The sequence below is a fragment of the Algoriphagus sp. genome (genome assembly GCF_046296635.1).
Taxonomy (GTDB): Bacteria; Bacteroidota; Bacteroidia; order Cytophagales; family Cyclobacteriaceae; genus Algoriphagus.
The window spans coordinates 1-17,095 of sequence record NZ_JBKBKZ010000012.1; the positions used below are offsets into that span (position 1 = coordinate 1).

Sequence of the window (17,095 nt, forward strand, 5' to 3'; positions counted from 1 at the left end):
TTTTTCTCCACAACAACACCCACACTCAAAAAAAATCTAGATACGCCCTAAGTCGCTGAATATGATTGGGAAAAATTCAAAAATAAAACAGCTCTGAAAGTTTATACTCCCAGAGCTGTTGAAATATGAGATTTAAAAACATTAAAGCTTCTTCAATACGATATTTTTCCAGTAGACTTTAATTCCTCCACCATCGTGAATTTGAAGTAAAACACCACCTTTTCCTTCACCGATTTTTGCATCAGAAAAATTGACCATCTCCACACCATTCAAATAAGAGGTTACATTATCGCCTTTGACAACGATTTTCATTTTGTTCCACTCTCCAAACTTCAAGGCTTTGTCTTTTTCTGGCTCAGGCTTAATTAGCCAACCTCTACCATAAGATTCATAAATCCCGCCGGTGTCACTGCCCGGAGGAGCAACCTCTACCTGCCAACCAGACACTTTTGTTCCATCAACTGTAGACCGAATGAATACACCACTGTTCCCATTGGCTTCTTGCTTGAACTCTAGGTCAATTTCAAAGTCCTCAAAATCCTTTTTCGTTCCCAAATAACCGTAACCTTTGTCCGGACCACTCTCAGAAACTAAAAGCCCCTCTTCGACATACCACTTTTCAGTGCCATATATTACCCATCCTTTTAGATTCTTTCCATTGAACAACTTTTTGGCTTTTTGGGCAAATGATGTTTGGGCCATAATTAACATCAGGCCAACAATAATTATCTTCTTCATAGAGGTCTTATTTTTATATTTTTAAACCATACAGGGTCGCCATGATCCTGTAGAGCAATCAGTCCTTTTTTTGCAATCTTATAATCTGGAAAATCATTCCACTTCCCTGAATTCCTTCTTGTAGTCCAATCCTCAGAATAGGGAACAAATTCAACTGTCTTCTTACCATTTAACCAATAACTAGAGCCAGACTCTGAAAAAATGATTTTTGAGGTATTCCATTCTCCGGCTGGTTTTACCACACCTTCATAATCCGGCACATACATCGCATAATCTCCAGCCAATGACTGCCAATCCTCTAATGGTTGCGCAAATCCCAACTGATCGATCACTTGATATTCTGGACCCGTATAATAAGGTGCCTTGTATTTTGGTCCTTCAACTACGTGATAGAACACCCCGCTATTACCACCGGGAGAGATCTTCCACGTAAATTCCATTTCAAACTCCTCAAATTCCATCGGCCCAAAGACAACATCCCCTCCAAAATCTTCCCCTCCAGTAGATCCAAGTCCTTTCATTGCACCATCTTCAATGATCCAATTAGGAGGTGTAGAATCACCGTTGAAAGCTCTCCAGCCTTCCATCGAAGTACCGTCAAAAAGAAGAAACCAACCTTCAGCTTTCTCTTCTTCCGAAAGTGAATTATCAGCAATTACCACTTCTTCGATCACCTCGGTGGTTTCAGTAGTTTCTTTTGGGCCACAAGCCCATGCTAGGGAGAGCAGAGCCATCCAAATTAGTTTTCTTTCCTTCATAGTATTTAAATCAATTTCATATTAACGGGATCCCACTTGATGAATTTATCCTGGAAGTAACTGTCATTACATAAAAGTGCAGGAGCTGCCGCTCTAAATCCAAAGATAGGATCTTCTACGACAGTCCCGCCAGTTCTGATTGCATTAAACCATTTGCCAAAGTGATCATAATGGGCACCTTTCCATGAGCGTTCTGCCATATAAGATGTCTCACGAGGAGGAAGGATTTTAGCTCTTTCTTCCTGACCAGAAGCTGCTCTAAGCTTTGCCTGCTCTTTCATAAACGGGTCATCGCTTTCAGCATTGTTATTCAGCTTCACGACCACTTCTTCCCATTTGACATCCATCGAACCTTTAGTGCCAACAATTCTCAAATAGGTTGTGCCACTTGTTCCATCTACGAAATTGCATCTGAGCGAAAGATTAAATCCAGGGTGTTCCGGTGATTCAGGATAATCAAACGTTCCCAGCAAAACATCCGGCACTTCTCTTCCATCTTTCCAATACCTCAGTCCACCCATAGAAGAGACTTTATTCGGCCCTTTGGAATTGGTGATAAAGTGCAAGCTGGAAAATAAATGCACAAAAAGGTCTCCAGACATTCCAGTTCCATAATCTAAGTAATTCCTCCAACGGAAAAACCGCAAAGGATCCCAATTTCTAGCCGTTGTATTTGAAATATATCGTTTCCAATCTACTGTTTTTTCATTCCCATCTGTTGGCACATTGTATTGCCAAGCACCTTCAGGCGAATGTCTCGCCCAAAATCCTTCCGCATAAACCAAATCCCCGATAACTCCTGCAGCAAGTAATTCTTTTGCTTTTTCATTTCCCAAGGAAGAAATTCCCTGAGAGCCCACAACCATAACTTTACCTGAATTTTTCCAGGCTTCAATAACTTCAGCGCCTTCTTTTACAGAATGAACCATCGGCTTCTCACAATAAACATGCTTTCCAGCATTTAAAGCATCAATGGAAATTTGCTTATGCCAAGAATCTGGTGTACCGATGATCACTGCATCTACGTCTGTTCTTTTCAGAATCTCCTTATGATCCTTTGTAGTGAAAAGATGATCTCCCCACTTTTGCTTTGCCGTGGCGAGTCGTCCATCATATAGATCGCAAACAGCAACCAGTGATACATTTACATGCTTCAAGGCAGAATTGGTATCCTCAGTCCCCATAATTCCGGCACCGATTAAGGCTAATCGGATCGGTTGATCTGCTGAGAATCCTTCAGTTCTTTTAAGGTATTCCTGATTGACGGTATTTGCTTCTGCCAAAAATGCCGGAGCAATTGCAGCAATGCCTGTTGTCAGGCCGAGCTTTTTTAGGAAGCTCCTTCGATTATTTTTCATGGAAATGAAAGAGGATTAATGTTAACGCTCAAAAGTTAATTGAATTTTTTAAGAAAGTACCTGATACAAAGCTTATTTTTTACAAGTGGAAATCCGTCTTAAAGATGCAATTCTGCTATAATCTTTTAAAATAGTCTGCTGCGTGGAGCAATCGACTTCCATACCAAGAGAAGAGCTCTCCGTCTACCAATTGAACTTTGGTATTTGGAAGAATATTTTCAAAAGTCTGAATATGTTTTTCCTTGAAAGGGAATGGCTCCGAGCTTAAGAGCAAATAATCTGGCGACAGATTGATAAGTATTTCCTCAGTAATATCTGGATATCTGGATTTTTCTGCCAAATTCTCAAAACCCGCCATAGAAAGCATTGAATCTATAAATGTATTCTTGCCAGCGGCCATTTTTGGGTTTTCCCAAATCAGGTAGATGCAACTACCTTTTTTGACTACAGGCTGCGCAAAGGACTTCTCGATTCGAGAAATGACCCCAGCCGCTTTGCCTTTTTTACCGGTTATTTCTCCCAAATCAAAAATCATCCGAAGGGAATCCTTCAAATCAAAAATGTCACTCATCCAAACTGGATACTTGGCTGCCAATTTTTCAATGCCTTCCTGATCATTTTCCTCTTTGTTGCCAATGATCAAATCTGGCTTTAAAGAATCGATCACGTCAAAGCGATAGTTTTTGGTGCCTCCTACAATCGTTTTTGACTTTCTTAAATGTGTAGGATGAACACAAAATTTTGTCACCCCTACGATCTTTTCTTCCAAACCCAAATCCACCAACAATTCAGTCTGAGACGGAACCAAAGAAATGATTCGCTCAGGGGGCTTTGGGAGGAAAATGCTACGATTTATATGATCGGTGAAATGCATAAAGGAAAAAGTTATTGGTTATTTGTTATTGAAAGAAACCTGGACTGAGGTTTCCTATTATAACTAATAACCAATCTACCATTAACTTATGTATCTAAAATCAAAACCGGGATCAAATTCCAATAAGAATTCATACATCAAATTGATCACTTGCTCAATGTCATCTTTGCTCACTGTCTCGACAGTAGTATGCATGTATTTCAAAGGCAGTGAAATCAAGGCGGACGGTACACCTTCGTTTGAGTAAGCAAATGCATCTGTATCTGTACCAGTTACCCGTGAAGCAGCCGCACGCTGGAATGGGATCGCTTTCTTCTTAGCAGTATCAATGATCAAGTCCAACAATTTCTTATGAACAGAAGCTCCATATGTCAGGACTGGCCCTTTACCAGCGGTTTGATCGCCACTTGTCACCTTATTATATAGAGGTGCTGTCGTGTCATGGCAAACATCGGTAATGATGGCCACATTAGGTTTAATTCGATGAGCAATCATTTCTGCACCGCGAAGCCCTATTTCCTCCTGTACCGCATTGACGATATACAAGCCAAATGGAAGTTGGATTCCCTCTTCTTTGATTTTTCGAGCTACTTGAGCGATCATGTAACCGCCGATTCGGTTGTCCAAGGCACGGCCGGACCAAAACTTTCCGTTAAGCTCAATCAGCTCATCTTTGAAAGTGATGACACAACCGACATGAATTCCCATCTCTTCCACTTCTGCTTTGGATCTGGCTCCGACATCGATGAAAATATTATCCAAAGTTGGTGCATCTTCTTTTCCTTCTTTTCTCACATGAATCGCCGGCCAGCCAAAAACACCTGGGATTATTCCTTTGTCCGTGTGAATATTCACCCGCTTGGAGGGCGCAATCATATGGTCAGATCCTCCATTTCGACGGACATAAATATAGCCATCGTCCTTGATGTAATTGACAAACCAGCTGATCTCATCAGCATGAGCCTCGATCACCACTTTGTATTCTGCCTTCGGGTTGATGACGCCAACTGCTGTTCCGTAATTATCTGTAAAATAGGTATCCACAAAAGGGCGGACATAATCCAACCAAATTTGCTGCCCTGAGGCTTCGAAGCCAGTTGGTGATGCGTTGTTGAGGTAGGTGGTGAGGAAGTGGAGTGAGGTGTTAGATTTATTCATTTAGTATCGTAAGTGAGTTATTGGTTATTAAGTTATTGGTTTGAGGCGCCAGTTTTCGCTTTTTGTAGATAGCTGATGTACCCTTTTAGCAGCCTTAAACAATTATCATGTAATACTCTAAATTCATTTAATTCTGCATCATTGATATATTTTTCATCGAAAGCAACTAATAACTAAATTCCTACAATGGAATATTCCCATGCTTCTTCCTAGGCAGCTTGTCCACTTTGTTTTCCAGCATTTTGAAAGCTTTGATCAGTTTGATTCGCGTATCTGAAGGCAAAATCACTTCATCAATAAATCCACGGTGCGCAGCTCGATATGGATTTGCAAACTTGGCTGTGTATTCATCGACTTTTTCTTGGAGCTTGGCTTCAGGATCGGAAGCTTCTGCGATTTCTTTTTTGAAAATAATCTCAGCAGCACCTTTTGCTCCCATAACTGCGATTTCAGCAGTAGGCCAGGCATAATTTAGATCTGCTCCGATGTGCTTGGAATTCATGACATCATACGCTCCTCCGTATGCTTTTCTAGTGATTACAGTAATTCGCGGAACTGTAGCCTCTGAGAATGCATAAAGCAACTTGGCTCCATTAGTGATGATCCCATTCCATTCCTGATCAGTTCCAGGCAAGAACCCAGGTACATCCACCAAAACCAGCAATGGCACATTGAAACTATCACAGAATCTAACAAAACGAGCTGCTTTCACCGAGGCGTGATTGTCCAAAACTCCAGCCATTGATTGCGGTTGGTTTCCTACAATTCCAATACTTCTGCCTGCTATCCTTGCAAAGCCAACTACAATATTGTCCGCATAGTTTTCATGAACTTCCAAAAATGACTCGTCGTCCACGATTCCCCTGACCACGTCTCGCATGTCATAAGGTTGATTTGGGTTTTCCGGAATAATCGAATCCAGCACTTTTCTGCCTTCATCTTTTTTCAGTTCATAAGGATAAACCGGAGCCTGATCTTCGCAATTTTGAGGAATGTAACTAAGCAATCGCTTGATGTGCCGAATCGCTTCCAGTTCGTTGGCACAAGCAAAATGTGTCACCCCCGATTTCGTGCTGTGCGTGGAAGCGCCCCCAAGTTCTTCAGCGGTTACAGTTTCTTGGGTCACCGTTTTTACCACATTCGGCCCTGTCACAAACATATAGGAGGTATTTTCCACCATCAAAATAAAGTCAGTGATCGCAGGAGAATAAACTGCCCCACCTGCGCATGGCCCCATGATCGCCGAGATTTGTGGAATCACACCGGAAGCCAAGGTATTTCTGTAAAATATATCAGCGTATCCACCCAAAGAATTCACTCCTTCCTGAATTCTCGCTCCACCTGAGTCATTCAATCCAATCAGAGGAGCCCCATTTTTCATGGCCATATCCATGATTTTACAGATTTTCTCCGCATGCGTTTCAGAAAGTGAGCCTCCAAAAACCGTAAAGTCCTGCGAAAAAACATAGACCAAACGCCCATTTATTTCGCCATATCCAGTAACTACCCCATCTCCCAAATAATGCTCTTTGTCCAGTCCAAAATCCTTGGAGCGATGCATTACAAACTTGTCGATTTCCTCAAAAGTCCCCTCATCCATTAAGAGATCAATGCGCTCACGAGCGGTCAATTTTCCTTTTTTATGCTGGGCCGCAATTCGGGCATCTCCTCCACCTTTTAAGGCTTCCGCATTTTTCTTTTGCAAAAGCTCAAGTTTTTCATTGTTTCCAGGAAGGGTGTAGATGGGTTTATTCAATTCTGCCATTTCTCAATTTTTTATTCTGACCAAATATAGCCCCTTGATTGGAATGGAAAATTGGAACATGCAAAAATTGAATCCTGAAAATGCTCAATTCTGTACTTCACGAAATCTTAACCTGATCATTTAAAAAACTTTCTATATTCGCCCATCGAAAATTTTTAGCAAAAAATGAGTACCCGAAAAGCTGCATTGATCGACATGGGAACCAATACATTTCACTTGTTATTGGTGGAAGTGAATGGACTTGGGTTTAGGACAATCTACAAGGAAAAAATTGCGGTTAAACTTGGTAAAGGTGGAATCAGCCAAAACCAACTTGCTCCTGAAGCTCAAAAAAGGGCTTTTCATACACTTAAACACTTCAAAAACCTGATCGACGGAGAAAACATCGATCAGGTTTTTGCTTTTGCTACCAGTGCGGTACGAAATGCCGAAAATGGCCCGGAATTCGTCGCAAAAGTTAAATCAGATCTTGGAATCCATATCAATGTGATTTCCGGTGAAGAAGAAGCCCAACTCATCTATGAGGGAATCAATCTTTCCGGTTCGCTCAATGGGCATACTAACCTGATGATGGACATTGGCGGCGGTTCGGTGGAATTCATCATCGGAACCTCCCAGGAAGTCTTCTGGAAAAAAAGCTTTGAAATTGGAGGACAACGACTTCTGGATGCTTTTCATTATCACGATCCAATCCTACCAGAAGAAGTAGAAAAACTGGAGGTTTATTGCCAGGAAAAACTCCAACCTCTAATCGAAGCGATTGAAAAATTCAAACCGACAGGTTTGGTTGGTGCATCAGGAACATTTGACACGCTTACTGATATTTATTTTGAGTCCATGCTTCAGTGCAAATTGACAGGTCAACATGTTTTTGAGCTGCCCACAGTGGATTTTGAGCAGATTTTTCAAATGCTGAAAACTAAAAACAGACAACAACGACTTAACATTCCTGGAATGATCCCCATGCGAGTGGATATGATTGTAGTTGCCAGCTGCCTGATTGAATTTATCCTTCGTTATGTTCCTGTTGAAGCCATAGTTTGTTCACATTATTCTTTGAAAGAGGGGGCCGTGGCACGGTTGATCGCTGGAAAAGTGACTGTTTAAGTTTTTTTAGCCACAAAGGCGGAAAGGCACAAAAACCAATTTCTCACAGATTTCTCAGATAACCGCAGATTTTTCTGAAAGCCTGAATTTTTTTTGAGTTAAGATTCCCATTTCAACCATTTTCATCTGCGCATCTGTGGCCTTTGAGCCTATCTTTGCGCCAGCAAATAATTCTTCCTATGCAAAATTTCTCCTACGAACAACTCTACAGATTTACTTTTGAAATGCTGATTAAAATCGGCTGCCCTGAGACTGATGCCAAGATCGGGACGGAAGTTCTTCTTTCGGCAGACCTTCGCGGGGTGGACAGCCATGGGGTTGCGCGGCTTTCCGGCTATGTGAGATTGTGGGAAAAGGGCAGAATTAATCCAACTCCAAATATCCATGTCAGCTACGAAACCCCTTCCACCGCAGTGGTGGATGGCGATAGTGGTTTGGGATTGGTCGTTGCTCCTTTTGCGATGAAAGTCGCTATCGAAAAAGCAAAAAATGTTGGAACAGGTTGGGTTTCGGTGAAAAACTCCAACCACTACGGAATCGCCGGCTATCATGCCATGATGGCTTTGGAACACGACATGATCGGGATATCCCTTACTAATGCAAGTCCTCTTGTCTCTCCGACATTTTCCAAAGAAAGACTTCTTGGCACCAACCCGATTTCAGTTGCCATTCCGGCAAAAGACCAACCGCCCTTTGTAGCAGATATGGCAACTACCACCGCGGCCAACGGTAAACTAGAAATTCTCCAACGAAAAGGGCTCGACACTCCAACTGGCTGGGTTCAGGACAAAGACGGAAGTCCAACAACCTCTGCGAATGGAGTAAAAGACGGTGGAGCTTTGCTTCCGCTGGGAGGCGATAAAGAACACGGCTCGCACAAAGGCTATGCACTTGGTGCTATTGTGGACATTTTCTCTGCTGTCCTATCAGGTGCAAATTATGGTCCTTGGGTTCCACCTTTTGTTGCTTTCTTGGATCCTTTGCCAAACTTAGTCGGGGAAGGAATCGGTCACTTTTTCGGCGCCATGCGTGTAGATGCTTTTCGTCCGGCAGATGAATTCAAGTCCCACATGGATAATTGGATTACTCGGTTTCGCTCAGCAACTCCCACTCCAGGAAACGAAAGAGTTTTAATTCCCGGTGATCCCGAGCGAGAATTGGAAGGCATCCGCAGAAATGAAGGAATTCCCCTGCTTGATCCTGTGGTGAAGGATCTGACGGAACTTGGGGAAAGGTTTGGGGTGATTTTATGATTTGGACAATCCTCCAAGGATGGACAAAACGATTTTCTCAGCTAGATCAACAGAATCTTATAAGTAATTGAACACATCAAAACCTATTCATAATATTTTCTGTATTTTAAACTATGGATTGGAAAAATCGAATAGTATCTGATAAAAATGTCCTGCTTGGAAAGCCAATAATCAATGGAACCCGCATTTCAGTTGAATTCATTCTGGAAAGATTAGCCGATGGTTGGTCAGAGTCTAAAGTTTTAGAATCTTACCCGCATTTGAAAAAGGAAGATTTACAGGCAGTATTTTCCTATTTAAATGATTTTGTAAAAGATGGATTGATGGTTGAAATTCGAAGCAAAGTTTCCGAATGAGTTTTTTAGCAAATGAAAATTTCCCTTGGCCAAGTGTTATTTTTTTGAGGGAAAATAAAATTGAAGTCACCTCAATCGCTGAAAAATTTCAAGGAATATCAGATAATGAAGTGATGAAGATTGCCATTTCTCAGAATCTGGTTATCCCTACGCATGATTCTGATTATGGAGAATTAATCTTCAAATATGGACTTAAACCAGAGTCAGGAGTTGTCTTTTTTAGACTGAATGAATTTGAGCCAAAAGATCCCCGAAAAATCCTTCTAGACTTAATCTCCAAAAAATTCTCTTTTGCAAATGCCCTAACTGTCATCGATAAAAACTCGATCAGACAACGGGCTTATTGAACTTGTTCTTTGAGGGGTTGAATACAGATTGCGAAAAAACTTGGTCACACATTAATTAGCTTCGACTTGTAAATCATATTGCCAACATTTCTAATTTAAGAGTACATGAGTGATTCTCCAAAAAAATACAAACTTGACCGAACCGCTTTTCAAGCCAGAAATGCATCCGAACAGGTAAACTATGGAAAGGAACACCAAAAACTGACTTGGCAGGAAAGAATGCGAATTCACCAATACCTCAATAGTATTGCCTATGGTTATGATTTGGACAATCCGCCCAGGATGGATAAAACATTTTTTCAGATCAAAAAAAGGGAGTAATGGGAAATATCTTTCAGGAAGATTTCAGGGATTTTTTGAATTCATTAAACGATCAAAGTGTCGAATACATCCTAGTGGGAGGCTTTTCAGTAATTATTCATGGGTATTCCAGAACAACCGGAGACATGGATATTTGGGTACGGAGAACTAAGGAGAACTATAGGAAAATCACTAATGCTTTCCTTCAATTTGGAATGCCTTTATTTGACATGAATGAAGACAATTTCCTAAACCATCCTGAATGGAATGTCTTTTCTTATGGACGATCCCCTGTGGCAATTGATATAATGACTGAAGTTAAAGGCTTGGATTTTGACTTGGCTTATGGAAAATCGAAAATCTATGATGATGGTGGATTGTTGGTCCGAACACTTCACAAAAATGACTTAATGGATGCGAAAAGTGCTTCACGAAGATCAAAAGACCTAGACGACTTGGAAAATCTGGAGAAGAGTTAAGTATTATCCCAAATCACGTTTTCTCTTTCCAAAATCAAGCTAATACCTTCCAACTTTTCAAACTTGCTACCTTCCAACTTTCTCCCTTCCATCCTATCCAGATTTGCATCTGTCCCCCCTTTTTGTAAATTGAAACTCGCATTATCCCTTAACCCAAAAACCTATGAATCAATTGAATCGACGTGACTTTTTGAAAGGCTCTTCTGCCATGATGACTTTGGCAAGTTTTGGGCTCTTTGGAATGGATTTCAAAGACCACGATGGCCCATATAAAGTTGCCCTGATCGGAACCGGGTGGTACGGAAAGTCGGATCTTTTCCGCCTGATCCAAGTGGCCGATGTGGAAGTAGTCGCACTCTGTGATGTGGACAAAAAACTCCTTACAGCTGCGGGCGAGCTTGTTTCCCAACGTCAAAAATCCAAAAAAGTCCCCGAGCTTTTCGAAGACTACCGCGAACTTCTCAAAAAACATAAGTGTGACCTTGTGCTCATCGGGTCGCCCGATCACTGGCATGCACTTCAGGCAATCGACGCATTAAAGTCAGGAGCTCATGTTTATTTGCAAAAGCCAATCTCAGTCGATGTAATTGAAGGGGAAGCAATTTTGGCCGCCGCTAGAAAATACAATCGAAAGTGCCAAATCGGCACCCAACGAAAAAGCACACCACATCTGATCGATGCTAAAAAGCAAATCATTGACACCGGAAAACTTGGGAAAATCAGTCACGCCGAAGTCTGCTGCTATTTCCACATGCGTGCCAACGGCAATCCACCTGTCGAGCCAGTTCCTGAATTCCTGAATTATGAGCTTTGGACTGGGCCTGCCCCAATGAGACCATACGATGGTCTTCCGCATATTCGCTGGTGGAGAACTTTCATGGAATATGGTAACGGCATCACCGGCGATATGTGTGTCCACATGCTGGACACCGTAAGATGGATGCTGGACCTTGGCTGGCCAAAACAAATCTCTTCCACCGGTGGAATCTACGTGCAAAAGGAAGGAAAATCCAACATCTCTGACACCCAAAGTGCAATATTTGAATTCGACGAACTCAATGTTGTCTGGCAACATCGCACATGGGGCAACGCTCCGGATCCGGAATACCCATGGTCTTTCAAACTCTTTGGAGAAAAAGGGATGCTGGCAGGAAGTACCATGCAGGCAGATTATATTCCTTATGATACCAAAGAAGAAAAAATCCACTTCGATTGCTTCTTTGAGCGGGAAAAGTATCCGGAGGATTTGACCGAGGAGCGAATTGAACTCAATGCTGCTCCAGCCACCCGAATCCACATGCAAGATTGGTTGGAATCCATTGACAAAGACACCTTACCAATTGCGGATGTAGAAGACGGCCATATCTCAACAGCTTCCTGTATTCTGGCCAATATATCGATGGAACTCGGAGGTCGAGCCATTCGCTACGATCCTAAAACCATGACCGTGCTTGATGATCCGGAAGCCACTGCAAAACTACGCAGACCTTATCGTGCTCCTTACGTTCACCCCGAGCCGAAAAACGTTTGATTGGAGTTTTCATTTTCAAAATTTATAAGAGGCTGTCTCAAAAAAGGGCTCCAGTGTCAGCCTGAGCGGAGTCAAAGGCCATTTCTAGGGAATGGGACAATATTTCGACTTCGCTCAATGTGACATTAAGCATTAATGAGACAGCCTCATTTTTCATGAATATCAGACATGTCAGGTTTTGAAAACCTGATATGTTTGGGCAATGATTTTTGAACAGTTTACAAAATCGCATCCCTGCATTTCTAAAAAAAAATTTTAGAAATGCAGGGATGATACCCGTAATTCTCTTTCTATATCGATGGAGTTTGCTTTTTTATTTAAAAGAAATAAAATCATTTTTTTATTGAATATCAATATTTTATAAATAATCTATCCCCGTAAATCTAAAATTTATTTTTAAATTTACGGGGATGATTAAGCGAAAAATAGAATCAGATTTGAATGAATCAATCAATCAGTTTCCTGTCACAGGACTGATTGGGCCAAGACAAGTAGGGAAAACCACTCTTGCCAAATCTGCTATTTATCAGTCTGAGTCGATTTATTTGGATTTGGAGAAAATCTCCGATCTCAACAGGCTAAATGATCCTGAATTTTTTTTCGAAGAAAATCAGGACAAAACCATCATTCTGGATGAAATCCACCATTTGCCAAACCTATTTCCATTGATCAGGGCCATGGTAGATATTCATAGAAAGCCTGGAAGGTTTGTCATCCTTGGTTCAGCGTCACCTGCTCTCCTTAGACAAAGTGCTGAAAGTTTGGCAGGAAGAATTTCCTATATCGAAATGATGCCGCTTTCTCTCTTAGAAATCGATCAAACTGAATCATGGGAAGAGCTATGGATTTTTGGAGGATTTCCTGAAGTATTTCTTTATTCCAATGCAAAATCCAAAAGCAATTGGTATCGAAATTTTGTCTCAAGTTATATCCATCGTGATTTGCCTCAATATGGACTACCTGCCGATTCCAAAGTAACTCGCCAATTCCTAATGATGATCGCCTCCTCAAACGGAGGAATTTTAAATTACTCCACTTTTGCAAAATCCCTAGGACTGAGCGTCCCAACCGTAAAAACCTATCTCAGCTTCTTTGTAGAAGCATTTCTAATTCGAGAATTATATCCTTGGGCAGTGAATCCAAAGAAAAGGTTGGTAAAGGCTCCCAAACTGTATTACAGAGATACAGGTATGATGCATTATCTATTAGGTATCTATAACAGGGATTCAGTTTTCGGAAATCTGATTTTGGGTTCATCCTGGGAGGCGTTTGTGATTGCACAAGTCTCCATGCTACTATACTCAGATGATGAAATGTTCTATTATAAGACTCATGACGGCGCGGAAATCGACCTGCTAATCCGAAGAAATAACCGATGGCTTGCCGCGGCAGAAATAAAATTCAGTTCGGCCCCGGTACTGACCAAAGGTACCTACATCGCTATGCAAGACCTCGGAATCGAACAACTGCATGTCATTGTACCAAAGGCCGAAAACTACCCTCTAGCTAAAAATGTCCGAGTAATTGGGCTTCGTGGATTTTTGCAATTTCTGGACAACACCAAGTAACCAAAATACTGAATTTACCTCAGTTCAACTTGATTTAAGTAACCACCTGAAGGTCAATTAACGTACAAAGAGTAACCATTTTGCCAATGAAAAAAATTTTAATCACCCTGTTTTTTCTGGTTTTTGGATTTGCTGCTAATGCACAGTTTTGGTCGGCTGGAGGCCATTTCAATGGTGGGTTTGCCCAAGGAAAATTAAAAAACGAGACCAATGGACTTTTCATTCCAACGATCTCAGGCATTTTCCTTCATGAAGCCCAAACTATCCCCATTCAATTTGGATTTGAATTGGGCTATGGAATTTATGGGAGCAAGTTGGAAAAGCGAACAGATTATTATCAAGGATTCAATGATGAACTTCGGCTAAGGCGCAATAACAATATTCTGACGGGAATGGCCGTGATGCGTTATCAAACCAATCCACTTGGGAAAATCAGGCATTTCATGGAAGCCAAATTTGGAGCCAACTACCTTTACACTCGTTTCCAAATACGAGATTCGATCGTTTCGGATGAAGTAATTGAGTCCGGCAAAGATCACCAAAGTTGGACTCTAGCATATAGTTTTGGGACAGGGATACAAATCCCCATTCCAAGCAATCCCGGACTCTTTCTGGAAATCAAAGGCAACTATCAAACCGGAAATTCCCTGCGCTTTCTTACAAAAGGAGACGTAACCTATGTACCAGAACCTGGAGGAGGAGGCACATTCGATTATCACTATCGACGAGCCCCAATGGAAAACCTTGTCTTTTCGGTTGGTCTAGTCTACATCGACCTTTTTTGAAATTTTTCAATGTGATCATCCCCTTCTTTGCCAGTAGATCAAAATGGCCTCGACTTCGCTCGGCCACCGGATTCCAGATTATTACAGGGAGGGGAGGAATATGCGGCTGCGCCGCATATTCCTCCCCTCTCCCAAAAACAAAATCAACGGACACCGAGCGAAGTCGAGGTGAAATTTTATCAAATTTGGTTACTGGCAGAATTACGGATATATATTTTTCAATGCTTCCGGCTATTGAACAAAACTAATTATGAAAACTGCCCTTTGATCGTCACCTACATTTTTACACGATATCGATAAAAAACATTGTAGTCTTTTTCTTCTTTGCTTTCGGGCTTGATGTAAATCACATCATTGGCGTCCATGTAATGAATTTGACCCTCGATAGGCAAATCTTCAATTGGGGTTTGGTTTCCTTTATCGTCAGACAGAATGTATTTTGATCTCCTAGTCCTCCTCAAAAGCTCGACATGCTCAGGGTTTTTAGCGTTATCGATACCCTGCGCCTTCATTGGCAAATACAAATCTCTCGGAACTTCAGTGTAGAAATGGATCAAAAACAAATTCCCACCAGCCTTCAAATCAAAAAAGTTGGGATAAAGCAATGGTTCATCTTCAGGATTAAAAACTAGCCCCCGCTTTCGTTTCGGGTGATTGATCAGTGTTTCACCTTTTGGCACTAACTCATTATTTACAAGCTGATAAAAGAACAATTGATCTCCAATTCTTGGTAAAACTGCAATTATCTTACTTTTAGAACCCACTGCTATAAAAGGATAAGCTGGTCCGACCCACTTCCCTTCTCTTCTCGGTTGCCATGAATCAGGATAAAGATTCAACTTTACGACCTTTCCTGAATTAACATCAACAATAAATCCGCTTGTTGACTTCTCATATAATCCTGAATTTTGTTGGTTTTTTGCCATCAACTCAGGGTTTACCGCATTAGGATCAGAGCCAATCAAAAGACTTTTTTCGTCGATCTTTAGAAATGAAACTCCATTTCTGGTTGGAGCAATTTCAAACGTATTCAAACCACCGGCAATTGGGTCAGAAACTCGTAGTTTTTTAAATGACAGGTCGAAAAAGTGAACCTTAGACTCTGCTGAAAACTCTTTGACAGCGATCTCATTTCCGGCAAAACCGATTTCCCAAGGAATGGCTACTTGATCGGGATCTACTCCTTTAAGTTTGGGCTGGGCCAGAATTCCCCCTTTTGCATCGGTTAAAAGTATCTCTTTGACATTTTTATCCTTGAACAAATACTGACCAGTTTGTTCATTCTTCCCTACCAGATACAATTCAAATAGTGATTCAACAACCAATGAATCAATCAGCTGAAATTGAACCGCTTTGGTCTCGGATGAAACCAGGTCGGATGAAGAATTGCAACTTCCCAGAACGATTAAAAAAGCTATTGCAAAAATCAATTTTCTCATAGTTATACTTTTAAATGATTAATCGTTCAGATCAGTCATTTATATGACAGGCAATATGAAAAAATTCGTTTTATTTCAAATCTGAGCTCTCAGCAACTCCAAAAATTTCCTGTCCAGCTTCTCTCCATACCAATCTTCATAATCCACATCTTTTCGCCCGGAATTCATTACTCCAAAAGCGCCTGAAAACTCCCATATCCCAAATCCAACTTCCATCTCTTTCAATACCTGAAGTACATCCCCAAACCAAGCCAAAAACACCTCATGAGGCGTTTGATTGTAGCAGCCACATTCCCCACAATGAACGCCAACTCCGCGATCAATCAGGTCCTTCCAGGGCTCATAGTATTGGCGGATGGTATCGATGTCAAGCATCTTTTCACCCTGTTGAAGCGGCCAATCAACGGGTGGCACAGCCGATGGATCTTTGTAAACCCAACTTGCTTTGTGATGTGATATCGGAAAAGGATGATATCCACGACAACTTTGAGACAAGTCCAAATAAGCCAATTCAGGAACAGCCATTCCTCCACCACCATTTCCATCTGCAATAACCAATCGGGATTTCTTCACAGATTTGATTCGGCCCAAAGCCGCTTTCGCCACGCGATGATAATCCACCACATCTACCGGTCCACCCGGACTATGTTGGTCATTTGGATTCTCCCGCTGAAAAGGTTCATTGACCAAGTCAAAGCTTAGTTTCTTAGATGAAATTCCCCGATATCGGTTCGCCCACATTTCCCAGTGCGCGCAAAATGCATCCAAGGCTTCCTGATCTTTCCACAGATTATAGGGCTCTTCAAAACCCGCATTGATACAAAATCCCGGTGCGCGATGTAGGTTTAAACTGACATGAAGCCCTTGTTTGATACTTTTCTCTACCAGTTGATCTACTTTTTCCAGTCTACTTTCATCAAAGTTCAGCACTTCATCCGGTCGGATTGGGCGAGTTCGATCAATATCCAAATAGCTTGGATACGACATTGGGATTCGGACAAAATCAAATCCCCAATCGGCGATCCACTTGAGATAATCCGGTTTCGTCGGTCTGCCTTGATCAGGATTATGGGAGAAAAAATCCAGGAGATTGAAGCCTTTCCATGCTGGAAGTTTATTTTTTGATTTCGCTTGCGCATAAGATGACAAGGGAACCAAACTTGCTCCAGCAGTCGCTAAAGCAGTTTTTTTCATAAAATCACGACGAGAATCAAAGGGGTTCATGGGCTTATAAAACTTAGTGGATTCCAAAAAATACCCACAATAAATTTTGGATCAA

At 41.5% G+C, this 17,095-nt stretch carries 17 protein-coding genes; 9 read left to right on the forward strand and 8 right to left on the reverse strand.

The genetic code is table 11. The annotated features are described in order from the left end of the window. Positions 1–141: 141 nt before the first annotated feature. The 6 genes from ACK4HU_RS10460 to ACK4HU_RS10485 form a co-directional block, all read right to left on the reverse strand. Positions 142–738, reverse strand: a complete 597-nt coding sequence (locus ACK4HU_RS10460) for a DUF1080 domain-containing protein (protein ID WP_409806530.1) — start codon at positions 736–738, stop codon at positions 142–144. Beyond that, positions 735–1,496, reverse strand: a complete 762-nt coding sequence (locus tag ACK4HU_RS10465; protein WP_409806532.1) for a DUF1080 domain-containing protein — start codon at positions 1,494–1,496, stop codon at positions 735–737. Before ACK4HU_RS10465 ends, ACK4HU_RS10460 begins: the two co-directional genes overlap by 4 nt. Before the next feature lie 5 nt (positions 1,497–1,501). Beyond that, positions 1,502–2,854, reverse strand: coding sequence for a Gfo/Idh/MocA family protein (locus tag ACK4HU_RS10470; protein ID WP_409806534.1), 1,353 nt, complete (start codon positions 2,852–2,854; stop codon positions 1,502–1,504). A 115-nt stretch (positions 2,855–2,969) separates the two neighbouring features. Continuing rightward, a complete protein-coding gene (locus ACK4HU_RS10475; RefSeq protein WP_409806535.1) occupies positions 2,970–3,728 on the reverse strand; it encodes an ABC transporter substrate-binding protein in 759 nt (252 codons plus the stop codon). Between the two features lie 81 nt (positions 3,729–3,809). After that, positions 3,810–4,886: a M42 family metallopeptidase gene (locus tag ACK4HU_RS10480; RefSeq protein WP_409806536.1), complete on the reverse strand. Its 1,077-nt coding sequence runs from the start codon at positions 4,884–4,886 to the stop codon at positions 3,810–3,812. Between the two features lie 181 nt (positions 4,887–5,067). Next, the gene (locus ACK4HU_RS10485; RefSeq protein ID WP_409806538.1) at positions 5,068–6,651 is read right to left on the reverse strand and encodes an acyl-CoA carboxylase subunit beta; all 1,584 of its coding nucleotides are present in this window, start codon (positions 6,649–6,651) and stop codon (positions 5,068–5,070) included. 165 nt (positions 6,652–6,816) lie between these two features. Here ACK4HU_RS10485 and ACK4HU_RS10490 point away from each other — a divergent pair, with 165 nt between their 5' ends. From ACK4HU_RS10490 to ACK4HU_RS10530, 9 genes are all read left to right on the forward strand, one after another. After that, the gene (locus ACK4HU_RS10490) at positions 6,817–7,758 is read left to right on the forward strand and encodes an exopolyphosphatase (RefSeq protein WP_409806540.1); all 942 of its coding nucleotides are present in this window, start codon (positions 6,817–6,819) and stop codon (positions 7,756–7,758) included. Positions 7,759–7,937: 179 nt separating this feature from the next. Next, positions 7,938–9,011 carry an Ldh family oxidoreductase gene (locus ACK4HU_RS10495; protein ID WP_409806542.1) on the forward strand — a complete coding sequence of 358 codons (1,074 nt, stop codon included), beginning with the start codon at positions 7,938–7,940 and terminating at the stop codon, positions 9,009–9,011. Between the two features lie 113 nt (positions 9,012–9,124). Next, the gene (locus ACK4HU_RS10500) at positions 9,125–9,367 is read left to right on the forward strand and encodes a DUF433 domain-containing protein (protein WP_409806544.1); all 243 of its coding nucleotides are present in this window, start codon (positions 9,125–9,127) and stop codon (positions 9,365–9,367) included. After that, positions 9,364–9,714: a DUF5615 family PIN-like protein gene (locus tag ACK4HU_RS10505; protein ID WP_409806545.1), complete on the forward strand. Its 351-nt coding sequence runs from the start codon at positions 9,364–9,366 to the stop codon at positions 9,712–9,714. Before ACK4HU_RS10500 ends, ACK4HU_RS10505 begins: the two co-directional genes overlap by 4 nt. Before the next feature lie 105 nt (positions 9,715–9,819). Continuing rightward, entirely contained in the window at positions 9,820–10,035 is a 216-nt protein-coding gene (locus tag ACK4HU_RS10510; RefSeq protein ID WP_409806547.1) for a hypothetical protein, read from the forward strand. After that, positions 10,035–10,493, forward strand: coding sequence for a hypothetical protein (locus ACK4HU_RS10515; protein ID WP_409806549.1), 459 nt, complete (start codon positions 10,035–10,037; stop codon positions 10,491–10,493). The genes ACK4HU_RS10510 and ACK4HU_RS10515 overlap by 1 nt, the downstream gene beginning before the upstream one ends. 163 nt (positions 10,494–10,656) lie before the next feature. Continuing rightward, a complete protein-coding gene (locus tag ACK4HU_RS10520; RefSeq protein ID WP_409806551.1) occupies positions 10,657–12,024 on the forward strand; it encodes a Gfo/Idh/MocA family protein in 1,368 nt (455 codons plus the stop codon). Between the two features lie 410 nt (positions 12,025–12,434). Beyond that, the gene (locus ACK4HU_RS10525; RefSeq protein WP_409806553.1) at positions 12,435–13,592 is read left to right on the forward strand and encodes an ATP-binding protein; all 1,158 of its coding nucleotides are present in this window, start codon (positions 12,435–12,437) and stop codon (positions 13,590–13,592) included. A gap of 86 nt (positions 13,593–13,678) precedes the next feature. Beyond that, on the forward strand, positions 13,679–14,377 hold the full coding sequence (locus tag ACK4HU_RS10530; RefSeq protein ID WP_409806554.1) for a hypothetical protein: 699 nt from the start codon (positions 13,679–13,681) through the stop codon (positions 14,375–14,377). A gap of 275 nt (positions 14,378–14,652) precedes the next feature. On the opposite strand, the gene ACK4HU_RS10535 is transcribed toward ACK4HU_RS10530, so the two are convergent. Next, positions 14,653–15,816: a hypothetical protein gene (locus ACK4HU_RS10535; RefSeq protein ID WP_409806556.1), complete on the reverse strand. Its 1,164-nt coding sequence runs from the start codon at positions 15,814–15,816 to the stop codon at positions 14,653–14,655. A gap of 75 nt (positions 15,817–15,891) precedes the next feature. After that, positions 15,892–17,040 (reverse strand): glycoside hydrolase family 5 protein, encoded by a 1,149-nt coding sequence (locus tag ACK4HU_RS10540; RefSeq protein ID WP_409806557.1) that lies wholly within the window; start codon positions 17,038–17,040, stop codon positions 15,892–15,894. Positions 17,041–17,095: the final 55 nt, after the last annotated feature.